At 69.9% G+C, this 15,625-nt stretch carries 11 protein-coding genes and 2 rRNA genes; 3 read left to right on the forward strand and 10 right to left on the reverse strand.

Annotated features, from left to right (window positions below):
• Window positions 1-36: 36 nt before the first annotated feature.
• Entirely contained in the window at window positions 37-2,850 is a 2,814-nt protein-coding gene (secA, locus tag ABD371_RS07540; protein ID WP_344474052.1) for a preprotein translocase subunit SecA, read from the reverse strand.
• Between the two features lie 237 nt (window positions 2,851-3,087).
• Here secA and ABD371_RS07545 point away from each other — a divergent pair, with 237 nt between their 5' ends.
• Both ABD371_RS07545 and ABD371_RS07550 read left to right on the forward strand, forming a co-directional pair.
• Window positions 3,088-3,696 carry a GNAT family N-acetyltransferase gene (locus ABD371_RS07545; RefSeq protein WP_344474053.1) on the forward strand — a complete coding sequence of 203 codons (609 nt, stop codon included), beginning with the start codon at window positions 3,088-3,090 and terminating at the stop codon, window positions 3,694-3,696.
• A gap of 67 nt (window positions 3,697-3,763) precedes the next feature.
• Window positions 3,764-4,927: a winged helix-turn-helix domain-containing protein gene (locus ABD371_RS07550; protein WP_344474054.1), complete on the forward strand. Its 1,164-nt coding sequence runs from the start codon at window positions 3,764-3,766 to the stop codon at window positions 4,925-4,927.
• Window positions 4,928-4,994: 67 nt separating this feature from the next.
• Here the strand turns inward: ABD371_RS07550 and ABD371_RS07555 are convergent, their stop codons facing one another.
• The 7 genes from ABD371_RS07555 to mtnA all read right to left on the reverse strand — a co-directional run bounded on the left by ABD371_RS07555 (window position 4,995) and on the right by mtnA (window position 13,558).
• Complete coding sequence (locus tag ABD371_RS07555) at window positions 4,995-5,744, reverse strand: response regulator (protein WP_344474055.1); 750 nt, start codon at window positions 5,742-5,744, stop codon at window positions 4,995-4,997.
• Window positions 5,745-5,958: 214 nt separating this feature from the next.
• Window positions 5,959-6,651 (reverse strand): ribosome hibernation-promoting factor, HPF/YfiA family, encoded by a 693-nt coding sequence (gene hpf / locus ABD371_RS07560; protein ID WP_344474056.1) that lies wholly within the window; start codon window positions 6,649-6,651, stop codon window positions 5,959-5,961.
• A gap of 350 nt (window positions 6,652-7,001) precedes the next feature.
• On the reverse strand, window positions 7,002-7,787 hold the full coding sequence (locus ABD371_RS07565; protein ID WP_344474057.1) for a ComF family protein: 786 nt from the start codon (window positions 7,785-7,787) through the stop codon (window positions 7,002-7,004).
• A gap of 113 nt (window positions 7,788-7,900) precedes the next feature.
• On the reverse strand, window positions 7,901-9,751 hold the full coding sequence (locus tag ABD371_RS07570) for an LpqB family beta-propeller domain-containing protein (RefSeq protein ID WP_381733357.1): 1,851 nt from the start codon (window positions 9,749-9,751) through the stop codon (window positions 7,901-7,903).
• Window positions 9,741-11,744, reverse strand: coding sequence for an MtrAB system histidine kinase MtrB (gene mtrB / locus ABD371_RS07575; protein WP_344474059.1), 2,004 nt, complete (start codon window positions 11,742-11,744; stop codon window positions 9,741-9,743). Before mtrB ends, ABD371_RS07570 begins: the two co-directional genes overlap by 11 nt.
• Window position 11,745: 1 nt before the next feature.
• Window positions 11,746-12,435 carry a two-component system response regulator MtrA gene (gene mtrA, locus ABD371_RS07580; RefSeq protein WP_187438793.1) on the reverse strand — a complete coding sequence of 230 codons (690 nt, stop codon included), beginning with the start codon at window positions 12,433-12,435 and terminating at the stop codon, window positions 11,746-11,748.
• A 4-nt stretch (window positions 12,436-12,439) separates the two neighbouring features.
• Window positions 12,440-13,558 (reverse strand): S-methyl-5-thioribose-1-phosphate isomerase, encoded by a 1,119-nt coding sequence (gene mtnA, locus ABD371_RS07585; protein ID WP_344474065.1) that lies wholly within the window; start codon window positions 13,556-13,558, stop codon window positions 12,440-12,442.
• A gap of 182 nt (window positions 13,559-13,740) precedes the next feature.
• Between mtnA and ABD371_RS07590 the strand changes: the two genes are divergently transcribed.
• Window positions 13,741-14,967, forward strand: a complete 1,227-nt coding sequence (locus tag ABD371_RS07590) for a DUF7544 domain-containing protein (protein WP_344474067.1) — start codon at window positions 13,741-13,743, stop codon at window positions 14,965-14,967.
• A gap of 349 nt (window positions 14,968-15,316) precedes the next feature.
• Here ABD371_RS07590 and rrf read toward each other — a convergent pair.
• Window positions 15,317-15,433: ribosomal RNA gene (rrf, locus tag ABD371_RS07595) — 5S ribosomal RNA — on the reverse strand.
• 87 nt (window positions 15,434-15,520) lie between these two features.
• A 23S ribosomal RNA gene (locus tag ABD371_RS35835) occupies window positions 15,521-15,625 on the reverse strand; the annotation flags it as partial.

Below are 15,625 nucleotides of genomic sequence, written 5' to 3' on the forward strand. Positions count from 1 at the left end.
CTCAGCACCCCGTCCCTCCCGCCGGGCGGGGGGACCCTACTTCTTGCGGCGGCGACCCGTGGTCTTCTGCGCCTTGCGGCGCTCGGCGCGGGTCAGACCGTCGGCCTCCGAGCGGGCGGGCTGGCCGTCGGCGTCGAAGTCGCCCTCGATCACGCCGCCCTCGCCGTCCACGGTGGGAGCGGAGAAGTGCAGCCGGTCCGGACGCTGGGGAGCCTCCAGGCCCTTGGCCCGGATCTCCGGACGCGCCGCGGGCACCGCGTCCTTCTTGTCCAGCGAGGTCCGCTGCGCGGAGTCCGCCACCGGGACCTCCTCGACCTGCTGCTCGACCTGGACCTCCAGGTTGAACAGATAGCCGACGGACTCCTCCTTGATGCCGTCCATCATGGCGGTGAACATGTCGAAGCCCTCGCGCTGGTACTCCACCAGCGGGTCCTTCTGCGCCATGGCGCGCAGGCCGATGCCCTCCTGGAGATAGTCCATCTCGTAGAGGTGCTCACGCCACTTGCGGTCGAGGACGGAGAGCACCACACGCCGCTCCAGCTCGCGCATGATGTCCGAGCCGAGCTGCTTCTCGCGCTCCTCGTACTGCTCGTGGATGTCGTCCTTGATGGACTGGGCGATGAACTCGGCCGTGATGCCGGCCCGGTCCCCCGCCGCCTCCTCGAGGTCCTCGATGTCGGCCTTCACCGGGTAGAGCTGCTTGAACGCGCCCCACAGGCGGTCCATGTCCCACTCCTCGGCGAAGCCCTCGACCGTCTCCGCCTGGATGTAGGCGTCGATGGTGTCGTCCATGAAGTGGCTGATCTGCTCCTGGAGGTCCTCGCCCTCCAGGACCCGGCGGCGCTCGCCGTAGATGACCTTGCGCTGCCGGTTGAGGACGTCGTCGTACTTCAGGACGTTCTTACGCGTCTCGAAGTTCTGCTGCTCGACCTGGGACTGGGCGGACGCGATCGCGCGCGTCACCATCTTGTTCTCGATCGGGACGTCGTCGGGGACGTTCGCCATGGCCATCACGCGCTCGACCATCTGGGCCTTGAAGAGGCGCATCAGATCGTCGCCGAGCGAGAGATAGAACCGGGACTCGCCCGGGTCGCCCTGACGGCCGGAACGGCCGCGCAGCTGGTTGTCGATACGGCGCGACTCGTGCCGCTCGGTGCCCAGCACATAGAGGCCGCCGAGGTCCTTGACCTCTTCGAACTCCGCCTTGACGGCGCCCTCGGCCCGCTCCAGCGCGGCCGGCAGGGCGGCCGCCCACTCCTCGACGTTCTCCACCGGGTCCAGGCCGCGCTGGCGCAGCTCCGCCTCGGCGAGGTCGTCCGGGTTTCCGCCGAGCTTGATGTCGGTGCCTCGGCCGGCCATGTTGGTGGCGACCGTGACAGCGCCCTTGCGGCCGGCCTGGGCGACGATGATCGCCTCACGGTCGTGCTGCTTGGCGTTGAGCACCTCGTGCTGGACGCCGCGCTTGTTGAGCTGCTGCGAGAGGTACTCGGACTTCTCGACCGAGGTGGTGCCGACGAGGATCGGCTGACCCTTCTCGTGCTTCTCCGCGATGTCGTCCACGACGGCCGCGAACTTCGCGACCTCGGTCCGGTAGATCAGGTCCGACTGGTCCTTGCGGACCATCGGCCGGTTGGTCGGGATGGGGACGACGCCGAGCTTGTAGATCTGGTGGAACTCGGCGGCCTCGGTCATCGCCGTACCGGTCATCCCGGACAGCTTGTTGTAGAGGAGAAAGAAGTTCTGGAGGGTGATCGTGGCGAGGGTCTGGTTCTCGTCCTTGATGTCCACCCCTTCCTTCGCCTCGATCGCCTGGTGCATGCCCTCGTTGTAGCGGCGGCCGGCGAGGATACGGCCGGTGTGCTCGTCGACGATCATGACCTCGCCGTCGATGACGACGTAGTCCTTGTCGTTCTTGAAGAGTTCCTTCGCCTTGATGGCGTTGTTGAGGTAACCCACGAGCGGGGTGTTCACCGACTCGTACAGGTTGTCGATGCCGAGCCAGTCCTCGACCTTCGCGACGCCGGACTCATGGATGCCCACGGTCCGCTTCTTCTCGTCGACCTCGTAGTCGCCGGTCTCCTCGATGCCCTTGAGGTGATTCCCGGCCTCGCCCTTGTTCAGCCGCTTCACCAGCTTGGCGAAGTCGCCGTACCACTTGGTGGCCTGGTCGGCCGGACCGGAGATGATCAGCGGCGTACGGGCCTCGTCGACGAGGATCGAGTCGACCTCGTCGACCACGGCGAAGTTGTGGCCGCGCTGGACGAGCTCGTCCTGGGACCACGCCATGTTGTCGCGCAGATAGTCGAAGCCGAACTCGTTGTTCGTGCCGTACGTGATGTCACAGGCGTACTGCTCGCGGCGCTGCGCGGGCGTCATGTTCGCCAGGATGCAGCCGACGGACAGGCCCAGGAACTTGTGGACCCGGCCCATCATCTCGGAGTCGCGCTCGGCCAGATAGTCATTGACCGTGATCAGATGGACGCCCTTGCCGGAGAGCGCGTTGAGATACGTCGGAAGTGTGCCGACGAGGGTCTTGCCCTCACCGGTCTTCATCTCGGCGACATAGCCGAGGTGCAGCGCCGCGCCGCCCATCAGCTGTACGTCGTAGTGACGCTGGCCGAGGGCGCGCTTGGCGCCTTCGCGGACGGTGGCGAACGCCTCCGGAAGAAGATCGTCAAGGCTTTCGCCGGCGGCGAAACGCTCCTTGTACTCTTCCGTGAGCGCCCGCAACTCGGCGTCGGAGAGGCTGATGAAATCCTCTTCGATGGAGTTGACCTGGTCCGCGATGCGGTGCAGTTTGCGCAGGATCTTGCCTTCGCCTGCACGCATGAGCTTGTTGAAGACGGACACTGAGGCTGGTCTCCTTGCCGAATCGGGCCTGGCTGAGTCGTGGTGGACACTGGCGCGGGCACGGCAGGCGGGCCCCACCGCAACGGCCATCGTAAGCGAGGACCCCGCCGGGTCGGGAGGTCCGCGGTCGGCCGGGCCTTCTGTCACCCGTTCTGAGAACGCCCGGGACGGGCGGAAGGTGCCGCCCCGGCGGGAAAAGTGCTCGCGCCGGTCACGGGGCCCCAGCAGAATCCGTTCATGGAACCCGTCACGCTCACCACCGAGCGCCTCCGCCTGCGCACCTTCACCGCCGCCGACACGGAAGCGGTCTTCCAGGCGTGTCAGGACCCGGCCATCCGGCGCTGGACCACCGTTCCCTCCCCGTACGAGCGACAGCACGCCGCCGAGTACACCGAGCGGATGGTCCCGGACGGCTGGGAGACGGCGACGATGTGCACCTTCGCGGCCGTGGACCGCTCCGGCGGCGAGCCGCTGGCCTCGGTCGCGGTCACCCTGCGCACCCACCCGGGCACCTGGGAGATCGGCTACTGGACGGCCCCCGGCCACCGGGGGCGCGGGATCATGACGGAGGCCGTGGGCGCGGTCGCGCACTGGACCCTCACCCGGCTCGGCGCGACCCGGCTGGAATGGCGGGCCGAGGTCGGGAACACCGGCTCGCGCGCCGTGGCCGAGAAGGCGGGATTCACCGTCGAGGGGACACTGCGCGCGGGCCTGCTGAACAAGGACACCCTCCGCGACACCTGGGTCGGCTCGCTGCTCCCCTCCGACCTGGGGCTGACCTCCCCGTACGCGTATCTCCCGGCCCGCGACGGGGCCGGCCTCCCGGACGGCTCGGCCCGCCGGTGAGCGCCGACGGCCGGGGACCGGCGGAAGGGGCGGCGCGCTGTCAGTGCCGCCGTCTATCGTGCGGAACATGACGACGCTGCCTCCTCCCGCCGCCGAACTCTCCGCCGACGAGGCCCGCCGGGTGGCGCTGCGCGCCCAGGGATTCCTGGGCGCGCCCGACCGGCGGGGCGGGGTCCGCGGTGTGCTGCGGCATCTGGGAGCCGTGCAGCTGGACACCATCTCGGTGCTGGCCCGTTCGCACGAGCTGATCCCGTACGCCCGCCTCGGCGCGGTCGGCCGCGGAGCCGTCGAGGACGCCTACTGGACCGAGGGCCACGCCTTTGAGTACTGGTCGCACGCCGCGTGCGTCCTGCCCGTCGAGGAGTGGCCGCACTTCGCCTTCCGCCGCCGCGCCTACCGCGACCGCCCCCAGTGGCACCACGACCTCCCGGACGACGCGTACGAGACGGTCCTCAAGCAGCTGCGCGACGAGGGCCCGCTGACGGCGACCGAGCTGGGCGGCGCGAAGAACGGCGGCGAGTGGTGGGACTGGTCCGCCTCCAAGATCGCCGTCGAGCGGGCGCTGATGGTCGGCGAGGTGGTGTGCACCGAGCGGCGCGGCTGGAAGCGCGTCTACGACCTGGCCGAGCGGGCGATCCCGGCCGTGCTGCGCGAGGAGGAGCCGACCGACGCGGAGTGTCTGCGCCGGCTGGTCCGGCAGGCCGGCCAGTCGCTGGGGGTGGGCACCCGGGCCGACATCGCCGACTATCACCGGCTCAAGGGCGAGCAGTTCGACGCGGTGGTCGCCGACTCGGGTCTGGTGCCGGTGACGGTCGAGGGCTGGGCCAAGCCGGCCTGGGCGGACCCGGCGGCGCTGGCGACCGCTCCGAAGGGCCGCCACCGCACGACGCTGCTCTCCCCCTTCGACTCGCTGATCTGGGAGCGGGCGCGCACCGAGCGGATCTTCGGCTTCACCCACCGGCTGGAGGCGTACGTCCCCAAGCCCAAGCGGGTGCACGGGTACTTCGCGATGCCGCTGCTGTCGGGCGGCCGGCTGCTGGGCCGGGTCGACCCGGCGCGCGAGGGGAGGACGCTGGTGGCCAGGCAGGTGTCGCTGGACACCGCGAAGGCGGTGGAGCCGATGGCCAGGGCGCTGCGGGAGGCCGCCGAGTGGGTGGGCTGCGACACGGTCCGGGTGGAGCGCGTCGACCGGCCCGAGCTGGCCGGGCCCCTGGTCGCGGCTCTCGGCTGAGCGCGCGCCGGGCGGTCGGCCTCCCGCCCGGCAGCCGCCCGGCGGGAGGTGCCGGGCGGCGGAGCCGCTACCGGATCTCCAGGATCTTCTCCCGCATCGCGTAGACCACGGCCTCCATCCTGGAGTGGAGCTGAAGCTTCTCCAGGATGTTGCGGACGTGGTTCTTCACCGTGTTCTCGGAGATGAACAGCTCTTTGGCGATGTCCCGGTTGTTCATTCCGGTGGCCACCAGCTTGAGCACCTCCAGCTCCCGGTCGGTGAGCCTGGGCGCGGGCACGAGTCTGCGCTCGTCGGTGCGCTGGATCATCGACTTGAATTCGGTGAGGAGCTTGGAGGCCATGGAGGGGCTGATCTGGGACTGCCCGTCGGCGACCGCGCGAATCGCCGTGGCCACCTCGTCGGTGGAGATCTCCTTGAGGAGATAGCCGGTGGCGCCCGCCTTGATCGCGTCGTAGAGATCTGCCTCCTCGTCGCTGATCGTCAGCATGATGATCTTCGCGCTGGGGGCCACCTCCTTGATGGAGGTGCAGGCCTCGATACCGCCGCGCCGGGGCATCCGCACATCCATCAGCACGATGTCCGGGAGCAGGTCGGCGGCCTTGTCCACCGCCTCCGCGCCGTCGCCCGCCTCGCCGACGACCTGGATGTCCTCCTCCTGCGCGAGTACGATCTCCAGCCCGCGCCGGAAGAGCGCGTGGTCGTCCACCACCAGGACCCGGATGGGCTCGGCACGGGAGCCGCCCGTGGTCGCCGCGCCGGCGACCGGGTGTGCGGCGTCGGCCGTGTGGTGGTGCACCGGCCCGAAGCTGTCCGCCATCGTTCCTCCCCCTGAAGGCAGTGACCTGAAAAGGCATATCAGGTTGCCAACGCCTGCGCGTGGAGCACGGGTTGGCCTTGAGCTTCCATGCTTTCATGCCCGGAGGGCGTGACGATGCCTCCGAGGGTCGCACGGTGGTGCCCCCGAGGGCGCACAGGGCGCGTCGGGGGCACCGTTCAACTCCGCTTCTGCCTGCGGGGGAGAGCCGGCGGGATCAGCCGCCGAGCGCCCCTCCGGCGCCGGACGCCGCCTCGGAGCCGGCCAGCGGGTCGGTCTCCAAATGGATGACGCCGTAGTCGTAGGCGTGCCGCCGGTAGACGACACTGGGCCGCTTCGTCTCGGAATCGACGAAGAGGTAGAAGTCGTGCCCGACCAGCTCCATTTCATAGAGCGCCTGGTCGAGCGTCATCGCGGCGGCGGCATGGACTTTCTCCCGGACCACCAGCGGACCTTCGCCCTGTACTTCGAGCGGTCCGATCCTGGTGGTGGGAATGGTCTCGGCCCGTTCTTCCGACGCGGTACGGCCGTTGGCGTCCAACTCCGCGATTCCGGGCACCACATCGGGCACCTCGGCCGCCGAGAGCCGGCCATTGCCACGGCGGGTGTAGCGCTTGTCGTGCTGCTTGCGCAGCCTTGCCTCCAGCTTGCCGGTGGCGAGGTCAAGCGCTGCGTACGGGTCGCCGGCCGCGGCCTCCGCCCGGATCACCGGGCCCCTGGAGTGGAGTGTGATCTCCACGCGGTCGGAACGGTCGGCCTGCCGCGGGTTGTGTTCCTTGGACACTTCAACGTCCAGGCTGATCACCTTGGCGTCGAGCTTCTGGATCTTGTCCAGCTTCAGCTTCTCGGCCACGTGCTTGCGGAACCGCTCGGGCACCTCGGTCTTGCGGCCCTTGACGACGATGTCCACGCAGAACTCCGTTCCCGGATTGCTCCGCCCGCCCTCGGGCTGCGGAGCGTCTCCCTCTTGCACCAGACCCCGGTGAATGTGCCGAGGTCTCGGACTAGGCGACTTTCACCTCCTCCTCCCCAGCCGACAAGATCCCCACCCCACCAACTTTCGAGGTTTAAAGCCTCAAAATCCCTGGCCGTGAGCACGGCAGTGCATTCGGTGAGGTACAGCATCCTTTTCGTGGATCCTCACAACCGAACATAGCTCGATCGGGCGGATATCGGCACCCGCTACCAGCATCTACCTCCGTTCAGAGCATTTTCTGCTCTTACTTGCTGCAACGTTGCACCTTCCCCGTCGGTTCCGATTTATTTCACGCGGATCCGATTTATCTCACGGGGCGGGGAGGGCGCGGCGACGACCGCGGCGGTCATCCGCGCGAGCCCGGGAACCTTCCCTCCGCCGGCCGCCCGCAGCGCCCGGGCGGCCTCGGCCAGTGAGGCGCCGGTCGTCATCAGATCGTCCACCAGGACCGTTCTGCCGCCTGCCAGCAGCCGCCCGGCACCCGCCACGGCCTCCAGGGCGCCTGCGAGGTTCTCCACCCGCTCCCGGGCCGTCAGGCCCGCCTGGTCGACGACCTCCCGGCGCTGCCTCAGCACCGGGAGCACGCGGGCCGGCGTCCCCGCGCGCCGCAGCTCGCGCGCGGCGGCGAAGGCGATCCTGCGCGCCGCGTCGTGCCCCCGCGCCCGGACCGCCCGCCGGGCCGACGGCACGGGCACGAGCAGCAGGGGCGGCAGGGGCGGCACCGGCGACCCAGGCCGCGAGGACGACGAGGACCGCGAGGGCCGGGAGAGCCGCGGGCCGACCGAGCCCGCCCGCACGGCCCCGGCGAGCGCCACTCCCAGGGGCCGGGCCAGCCCCAGCGCACCCCGCTCCTTGTGAGCCAGGAGGACCGCCCGCACCGCGTCCTCGTACAGCGCCGCCGCGTGAACCCCCGGCAGCCCCGGGGGCTCGGGATCGGGTGTCACCCGGCGCGCGGCGAAGCCGTGCAACTCGGCCGCGCACTCCGCGCACAGCGGTGTCGGGGGAACACCGCAGCCCGCGCACACGACCGGCAGCACCAGGCCCGAGATCTCCCGCCACCACGCCCGCATGACCACCACTGTGCCAAGGGCCCACAACCCCCGCCACTCCTGTGGAAAACCCCGGGCTCCCGCCGTCAGCGGGACCCGGGGTTTTCCACAGGAGTGGCGTCGCGAGCGACCGGTCAGCCAGGGTAGACGGGCGAGGACCCCTTGGTGACCACCGTCTGCCAGTTCGCCCCGGCGGGCAGCCGCACGATTCCGTCACCGCCGGAGTGGGCCACCAGCGGAAGACTCTCGTCGTCGGACGCGGCGACCGCCTTGACACTGTTGAGCCCCTGGAGCACGGCGGCGGGCGAGCTGGAGCCGTCGGTCTGGATGTAGCGCACCTGCTGCACCCCGCCCGACTCCTTGCCGACCACCACGAGACGGCTGGGACCCGCCCACGACACCGCGGTCACCGTCTCCATCTGGGGAGCGGCCGGGCGCAGCTCCGCGATGGTCACCACCGGGTCGTCCTTGGGCCCCTCGCGCTCCACCCGTCCGATCTTCAGCGCGGTCCTGCCCTTCTCGGTCAGGAGCAGCGCGATCCGGGTGCCGTCGGCCGACACCCTCAGCGACTCGATCCGCGCGCCGCCGAGCCCCTGGGCGAACCCGACCTCCGTGGCCGGGCCCGCGCCGTCCTCGAAGCGCATGAGCGCCGTACGCGCCGGGTCCCGGTCGGCGATCCACAGATCGCCGCGCCCGTCCCAGCTGGGCGCGGAGAGACGGTTCTGCGGAGCCACGCCCCGGCTCCGCAGAACCATGGCGGGCACCGCGCCCTCGGAGCTGATCGAGGAGACGTGCAGCTGCCGGTGGTCCTCGGAGACCGCGGCGGCGGTGCTCTCGTCCCGGGCCACCGCGACCTGGCTCATCCGGTGCCGGCCGTCGCCGAAGGGCCCGAGCACATGCTCCGGCTTGTCCTCGGCCTCGTCCGGCAACACGGCCAGCTGGCCCTTCTCGTCCACGAAGTACTGATTGCCGGCCCTGGTCGAGGAGTGGTCCGGCGCGTACCCCTCCTCCTGGCCGCTGGGCAGCGCGCACAGCGAGGTGCCGTTCGAACGCTCCAGCTCCACCTCGTCGACCCGGGCCGACGACAGATCCTTCAGGGTGAAGAGGATCTGCGCCGCCATCCTGTTGCACTGGGTCCGCTCCATGCCCGACGCCTTCTCGTTGAGCGGCACCTTCAGGGTGTTGCGGTCGTCGAACGTCAGCGAGGTGACGCCCTTCTTCAGCGCCGTGCCCGGCGGGAAGGGCGATTCGACCACCGGTTCCAGCCAGCTCGTCGGCCCGTCCAGCAGCGCCTTGACCGACTGGGTCACCGGGTCCATCCGGGTGACGGGATCCGTCCGCTGCCGTATGAAGATCGGATCGGCCACGACCGTGGGACGCCCGTCGGCGAAGTAGTACTTATTGACCGCCCGGTAGTTGCGCTGGAAGTCGGAGGCCCCGAGCACCAGGCCGGGCGGCAGATTGTCGATACGCCACTCCCTGCCCTCGGCACCGCTCAGCTGGGACAGATGAATGGTCTTGCGGTACTCGGTGGGCGAGATCGCCTGATACGCGTGCTCGGCGTCGACGGTGGCGATCTGCTGGCCGAGCAGCGGATAGTCCACGCCCGGATTGTCCCGCCCGCCCGGCGTCTGCACCCCCGGATCCGGGGCGGCGGCCAGCACCGTCGTACCGGCCTCCGGCCGCCACTTCTTCGACATCTCGGGCGTCAGATAGGTACGCGCCGTCGCGAAATTGGCGTCGTCACTGGTCATCGCCTCAAGGAAACCGGTGACCACCTCGTCGGGCGTCGCCCCCTTGCGCGGAGGCACCGCCTCCACCCGCACCTGCGAGTCCGCGCGGGGAGACGCCTTGACCGCCCGCACATCACCGCTGGTGGGCATCGAGGCACAGCCCGCCAGCAGCAGCCCGCTGCCACCGAGCAGCGCGCCGAGGCGCAGCCCGCCCCGGTGGTCCCGACGACTACGACGGAGATCAGCGCCCACGAGTCCTGTCCTCCCGGTCCGGCGATGTCTGTACGGCAGGCCCGTCCGCCCGCTCGGCCCCCCGCGCCACCACCCGGGCGCCACTGCCCGGCAGCGCCGCCGGGTCCACACCCGACGGGCACGCCGCCGGCGGCGCGGGCAGCGTCGACCTGGCCGACACCTGCTGAGCGGGTACGGAGGTCAGCAGCTGCCCACTGCTCTTCGGCTCGCCGACCGCGGCGCGCTCCCGGTTCTGCCGCGAGTCCTCGGGCTCCAGCGGTATCGGCGAGCCCCGCAGCGGCTCGTCCGCCGTACGCGGCAGCGTCAGCCGGAACTGCGAGCCGCCACCGGGCTCACCCCACGCCTGGAGCCAGCCGCCGTGCAGCCTGGCGTCCTCGACGGCGATCGAGAGCCCGAGCCCGGTACCACCGGTGGTACGCGCCCGAGCCGGGTCGGCCCGCCAGAAGCGATTGAACACCCGCGTCGCCTCGCCCGGCTTCAGACCCACGCCGTAGTCCCGCACGGCCACCGCGACAGCACCGCCCGCGACCGCCATCCGGACCACCACGTCCCGTCCCTCACCGTGCTCGACGGCGTTGACGACCAGATTCCGCAGAACGCGCTCGACCCGGCGGGCATCGGCCTCCGCGACCACGGGCTGCTCGTCGCCGACCACCCGCACCCGGCTGCCCTTCCGCTCGGCCAGCGGCTCCGCACCGCCGATCACCCGGCGTACGACCTCGCGCAGATCTATCGGCTCGGCCTCCAGCGCGGCGGCTCCCGCGTCGAAGCGGCTGATCTCCAGCAGATCGGAGAGCAGCGACTCAAAACGGTCGAGCTGATCCCCGAGCAGCTCGGCGGAGCGCGCGGTGATCGGATCGAAGTCCTTACGGGCCTCATGGATGACATCGGCCGCCATCCGGACCGTCGTCAGCGGGGTGCGCAGCTCGTGCGAGACGTCCGAGACGAACCGCCGCTGCATCCGCGACAACTCCTCCAGCTGCTGAATCTTCAGCTGAAGGTTCTGGGCCATCTTGTTGAAGGCCTCACCCAGGCGGGCGATGTCGTCCTCGCCGGTGACCTTCATCCGCTCCTGGAGACGCCCCGCCGAGAGCCGCTCCGCGATCCCGGCCGCCATCCGCACCGGCGTCACGATCTGCCGCACCACCAGCCAGGCGATCGCGCCCAGCAGCACGACCACGAACAGCCCCGCCGTGGCGAGCGTTGTCCTGACCAGGTTGAGCGACTCCTCCTCCTGCGCCAGCGGGAAGAGGTAGTACAGCTCGTACGGCTCACCGTCGGCGTCATTGAGCCGGGTGCCGACCACCAGGCCCGGCTCCGGCTCGTGCTCGTCGTTCTTGTACATGATCTGGATGTACGTCTCGTACGTCCCGGTCCCCTGGCCCACGGAGGTCCGCAGCGCCTCGGGAATGGACGCGATGTCGACACCGCCGGAGGTCCGCGGACCCCGGCTGGCGCCCGCGCCCTCGGACTCGGCGCTCAGCGCCACCACGTTGAACGCGCCCTGCCCACCGCTGGCGAGCTGTTCCACCAGATCGGAGCGCCAGGAACTGGACGCGGTCCGTCCGTCGTCCGTGCCCCGGCCGTCCTGCCCACCGGGGTCGACCGGCTCATTGGCCCGCTCCCGGGCCACCGAGAACCCGCCGGCCGCCTGACTCTGCGCGGCTTTCGCCTTCGCCTCGAGCAGACCGTTGCGCACCTGCCCGATGACGACGAAACCGAGCAGAACCACCACGCCGAGTGACATCAGCAGCGTGGTCACCACAATCCTGAGCTGGATGTTCCGCCGCCACAGCCGGATCGCCGGCAGCAGCGGACGCCGAATCCAGCGCATGGCGAACCTGACCATCAGACGTCCGGCCTCGCCGGACCCGCCCGGTCGTCCGCCACGCGGCGGACGACCGAAACGCGACGGCCCACGACCCGGACCGGCAGCCCGCCCCCCACGGACTCCCGGGTCCCCGGGCTCCGGAGCAACGCTGCCCTGACGCATATCAGCTCGGCCCGGCCTTGTAACCGACACCACGGACGGTCACCACGATCTCCGGACGCTCCGGATCCTTCTCCACCTTGGACCGCAGCCGCTGCACATGAACATTCACCAGCCGGGTGTCGGCGGCATGGCGGTACCCCCAGACCTGCTCCAGAAGCACCTCGCGGGTGAACACCTGCCACGGCTTGCGCGCCAGGGCCACCAGCAGATCGAACTCCAGCGGGGTCAGCGCGATGGACTGACCCTCGCGCTTGACCGAATGCCCAGCCACGTCAATGACCAGGTCCCCGATCGCCAGCTGCTCCGGCGCCGGCTCCTCGGACCTCCTCAATCGCGCCCTGATACGGGCGACCAGTTCCTTCGGTTTGAACGGCTTGACGATGTAGTCGTCGGCGCCGGACTCCAGCCCGACCACCACATCGACGGTGTCGCTCTTGGCCGTGAGCATCACGATCGGCACCCCGGACTCGGCGCGGATCAGCCTGCACACCTCGATGCCGTCCCGTCCGGGCAGCATGAGATCCAGCAGCACCAGATCCGGCTTGGCCTCACGGAAAGCAGCAAGTGCCTTGTCACCGTCCGCTACGAACGACGGCTCGAAACCTTCACCACGCAGCACAATCCCGAGCATCTCGGCCAGTGCGGTGTCGTCGTCGACGACAAGGACTCGTCCCTTCATAATCGACATCATCCCATTAGCTAATCGTGACCTGGCGTGACCTGGCACACAGAGCCGCTATTCCGCCCCCGGTGACCGGGGACAAGACCCCCTCCTCGGTCACGATCGCGGTCACCAGTTCCGGTGGTGTGACATCGAAGGCGGGGTTGTACGCCCGAGTCCCCGGCGGCGCGACCACGAGCCCCCCGCCGACCCCCGGCGGCTCCGTCACCTCGCGTCCGGGCCGCTGCTCCACCACGATCGACGCCCCGTCCGCGGTGCCCGGGTCGATCGTCGTCGTGGGCGCGACCACGACGAACGGCACCCGGTGATACTTGGCCAGCACCGCCAGCGGGTAGCTGCCCACCTTGTTCGCCACGGAACCGTCGGCGGCGATCCGGTCGGCCCCGATCAGCACCGCGTCCACCTCCCCCGCCGTGAAGAGCGACCCCGCCGCGTTGTCGGTGAGCAGGGTGTACGGCAGACCGTTGCGAGCCGCCTCGTAGGCGGTCAGCCGGGCCCCCTGCAACAGCGGCCTCGTCTCGTCCACCCACAGCCCGCGCAGCCTGCCCGCACGGTGCGCGGCGAGCGCCACCGCGAACGCCGTCCCCTCGCCGCCCGACACCAGGGCCCCGGTATTGCAGTGCGTGAGGATCCGGTGACCGCCGCCGCCCGGAAGCAGCTCATCCAGCAGAGCGAGTCCGTGCCCGGCCATCGCCGAGCTGGCCTCGGCATCCCTCCGGTGCAGCTCCCGCGCGGCCGTCAGCGCCGCACCGGCGGCCCGCTCGGCCCCCTTCCCCGCCGCCGCCCGCCAGGCATCGGCCGCCAGCCGCACCCCGTACGCCAAATTCACCGCCGTGGGGCGCGAGCGCTCCAACAGCACCGCCGCCTCCTCCACGTCCCTCCCCCGCGCCGCCGCGAGAGCGACCCCATAGGCCCCCGCGATGCCCAGCAACGGCGCACCCCGCACGGCCAGCGTCTGAATCGCCCGCACCAGCGCGGGCACATCCGCACAGACCAGCCGGACCTCCTCGGCGGGCAGTCGCGTCTGGTCGAGCAAGGTCAGCACCGGCCCGCCGGGAGACTCCTCCCAGCGGATCACCGGCGTCCTGAACGGCTCGTCACGTGCCTCGTCGTGCGCGTACTGATCAGCCATCCGCTCAGTCTGCCCGCTGAGCCACCCACAATGAAGGCACGAACGAGATACGGGGGCCCGCCCACCGGCAGGCCCCGCGTGGCACGATGGGCTGCCGGCCTGCCGAACTGACACACGGACGGCCCCGCGCACTCGTCGGTTCGCCGAACCGAATCCCCAACCAATCCATGAGGTGGACGACTGTGAACGACACTCCGGGCTGGGCTTCGCCCGGATCCGCTCACTCCGAAGGCCAGAACGCGGACGTGCCACGGCCCGCCGAGCCCTCCGACGCGACCGGCCCCTCCACGAAGTGGTCCAGCAACCAACCGCCGCCGAGCCAGTGGTCCCCGCCGTCCGGCCAGGGCCAGTACGGGCCTCCCCCACCCCAGCCCAACCCGGGCTGGGGCGGCGGCGGTCGGCCCTACAACAGCTGGCAGCACCCCCCGGCCGCCAAGCCGGGCGTCATCCCGCTGCGCCCCCTCGGCATGGGCGAGATCTTCGACGGCGCGGTCTCCACACTGCGCCGCCACTGGCGCACCGTGCTCACCATCACGGTCACCATCTCCGTGATCGCCCAGATCGCCAACACCCTGACGAGCCTTTACCTGACGCCCGATCCGGTACGGGTCGACGCCAAGCCGGGTTCCGCCGAAGCACTGCGCCAGAGCGTCGAATACCTCCAGGCCAGCCTTCTGGAGCTGGTGCCGACGATGATCATCACCATGATCGTGACGCTGTTCACCACGGCGCTGCTGACCATCGTCATGAGCCGCTCGGTACTGGGCCGTCCGGTCACCCTCGCGGAGGCCTGGCGCGAGGCCCGGCCGAGGCTGCCCCAACTGCTGGGGTTCATCGCGCTGATGCCGGCCATCGCCCTGGCCGTGACCGTGGTCGGTCTGCTCCCCGGCATGCTGGTGGGCGGCACGGCCGGCCGGACTCTCCTCGCTTTCGGAACGATCGCGGCCATAGCCGTCGTCATCTGGCTGTACATCCGGTTCGTCCTCGCATCGCCCGCTCTGATGCTGGAGCGTCAGGGCGTCATCGCCTCACTGCGCCGCTCGGCCAAGCTCGTTCAGGGCGCCTGGTGGCGGATCTTCGGCATCATCCTGCTGACCCTGGTCATCACGCTCCTCGTCACGCTGGTCATCGCCGTACCGTTCACGGTGATCGGTTTCATCGCGGACGGCAGCGGCATCGGCGACCTCATGGCCGGCCGCACCCCCGATTTCGGCTGGCAGTTCCTGACCATCACCGGCATCGGCGGGGTCATCGCCGCCGCCATCACCTCCCCCGTCTCCGCGGGCGTGACCGTTCTCCTCTACATCGATCAGCGCATCCGGCGCGAAGCGCTCGACCTCGAACTCGCCCGCGCCGCCGGCCTCCCCGGCTACGGCACCGAGCCCCCCTCCGGTGCCCCGGCCAACTGACCGGCCTCACCACCAGGGTTACCAAGGCCCGGTCACCAACCCGCGACAGCGGGCCCGGTGACCGGGCCTTCGCGTTACCCCCTCAGGTCCCTCCCAGCGGGAGAGAAGACGGGAGAGAGCAGTGCGGTGTCCCGCCGTACAACAGACGCTGTCCGTGCACCTGTAGGCCTGTACGAGGGAGAGGAGAACCACGCCGGGGCCGTGTCCCGGCTCCGGCGGTCCGTACCCAGGGTCCGTGGGTCCGTGGGTCCGTATCGAGAGTCCGTTACCCAGAAAGGAGAAAAGGTCTTGAACGCAAAAATGCCTCAGTCCCCGGACACAATGTGTCCGGGGACTGAGGCTAAAAATTGTTCGGCGGCGTCCTACTCTCCCACAGGGTCCCCCCTGCAGTACCATCGGCGCTGAAAGGCTTAGCTTCCGGGTTCGAAATGTAACCGGGCGTTTCCCTAACGCTATGACCACCGAAACACTATGAAACAAACAAACACAACCCAACCGGCCAAAGACAGGGTTGTTCGTGGTTTCAGAACCAACACAGTGGACGCGAGCAACTGAGGACAAGCCCTCGGCCTATTAGTACCGGTCACCTCCACACCTCACGGTGCTTCCAGATCCGGCCTATCAACCCAGTCGTCTACTGGGAGCCTTAACCCCTCAA

The sequence above is a fragment of the Streptomyces amakusaensis genome, from assembly GCF_039532665.1.
Classification (GTDB): Bacteria; Actinomycetota; Actinomycetes; order Streptomycetales; family Streptomycetaceae; genus Streptomyces; species Streptomyces amakusaensis.

Excerpts from the sequence above, each read along its gene's own strand:
- ABD371_RS07545 (WP_344474053.1), top strand. The coding sequence starts at position 3,088 with ATGGAACCCGTCACGCTCACCACCGAGCGCCTCCGCCTGCGCACCTTC.
- ABD371_RS07550 (WP_344474054.1), top strand. The coding sequence starts at position 3,764 with ATGACGACGCTGCCTCCTCCCGCCGCCGAACTCTCCGCCGACGAGGCC.
- ABD371_RS07555 (WP_344474055.1), bottom strand. The coding sequence starts at position 5,744 with ATGGCGGACAGCTTCGGGCCGGTGCACCACCACACGGCCGACGCCGCA.
- ABD371_RS07565 (WP_344474057.1), bottom strand. The coding sequence starts at position 7,787 with ATGCGGGCGTGGTGGCGGGAGATCTCGGGCCTGGTGCTGCCGGTCGTG.
- mtrB (WP_344474059.1), bottom strand. The coding sequence starts at position 11,744 with ATGCGTCAGGGCAGCGTTGCTCCGGAGCCCGGGGACCCGGGAGTCCGT.
- mtrA (WP_187438793.1), bottom strand. The coding sequence starts at position 12,435 with ATGATGTCGATTATGAAGGGACGAGTCCTTGTCGTCGACGACGACACC.
- mtnA (WP_344474065.1), bottom strand. The coding sequence starts at position 13,558 with ATGGCTGATCAGTACGCGCACGACGAGGCACGTGACGAGCCGTTCAGG.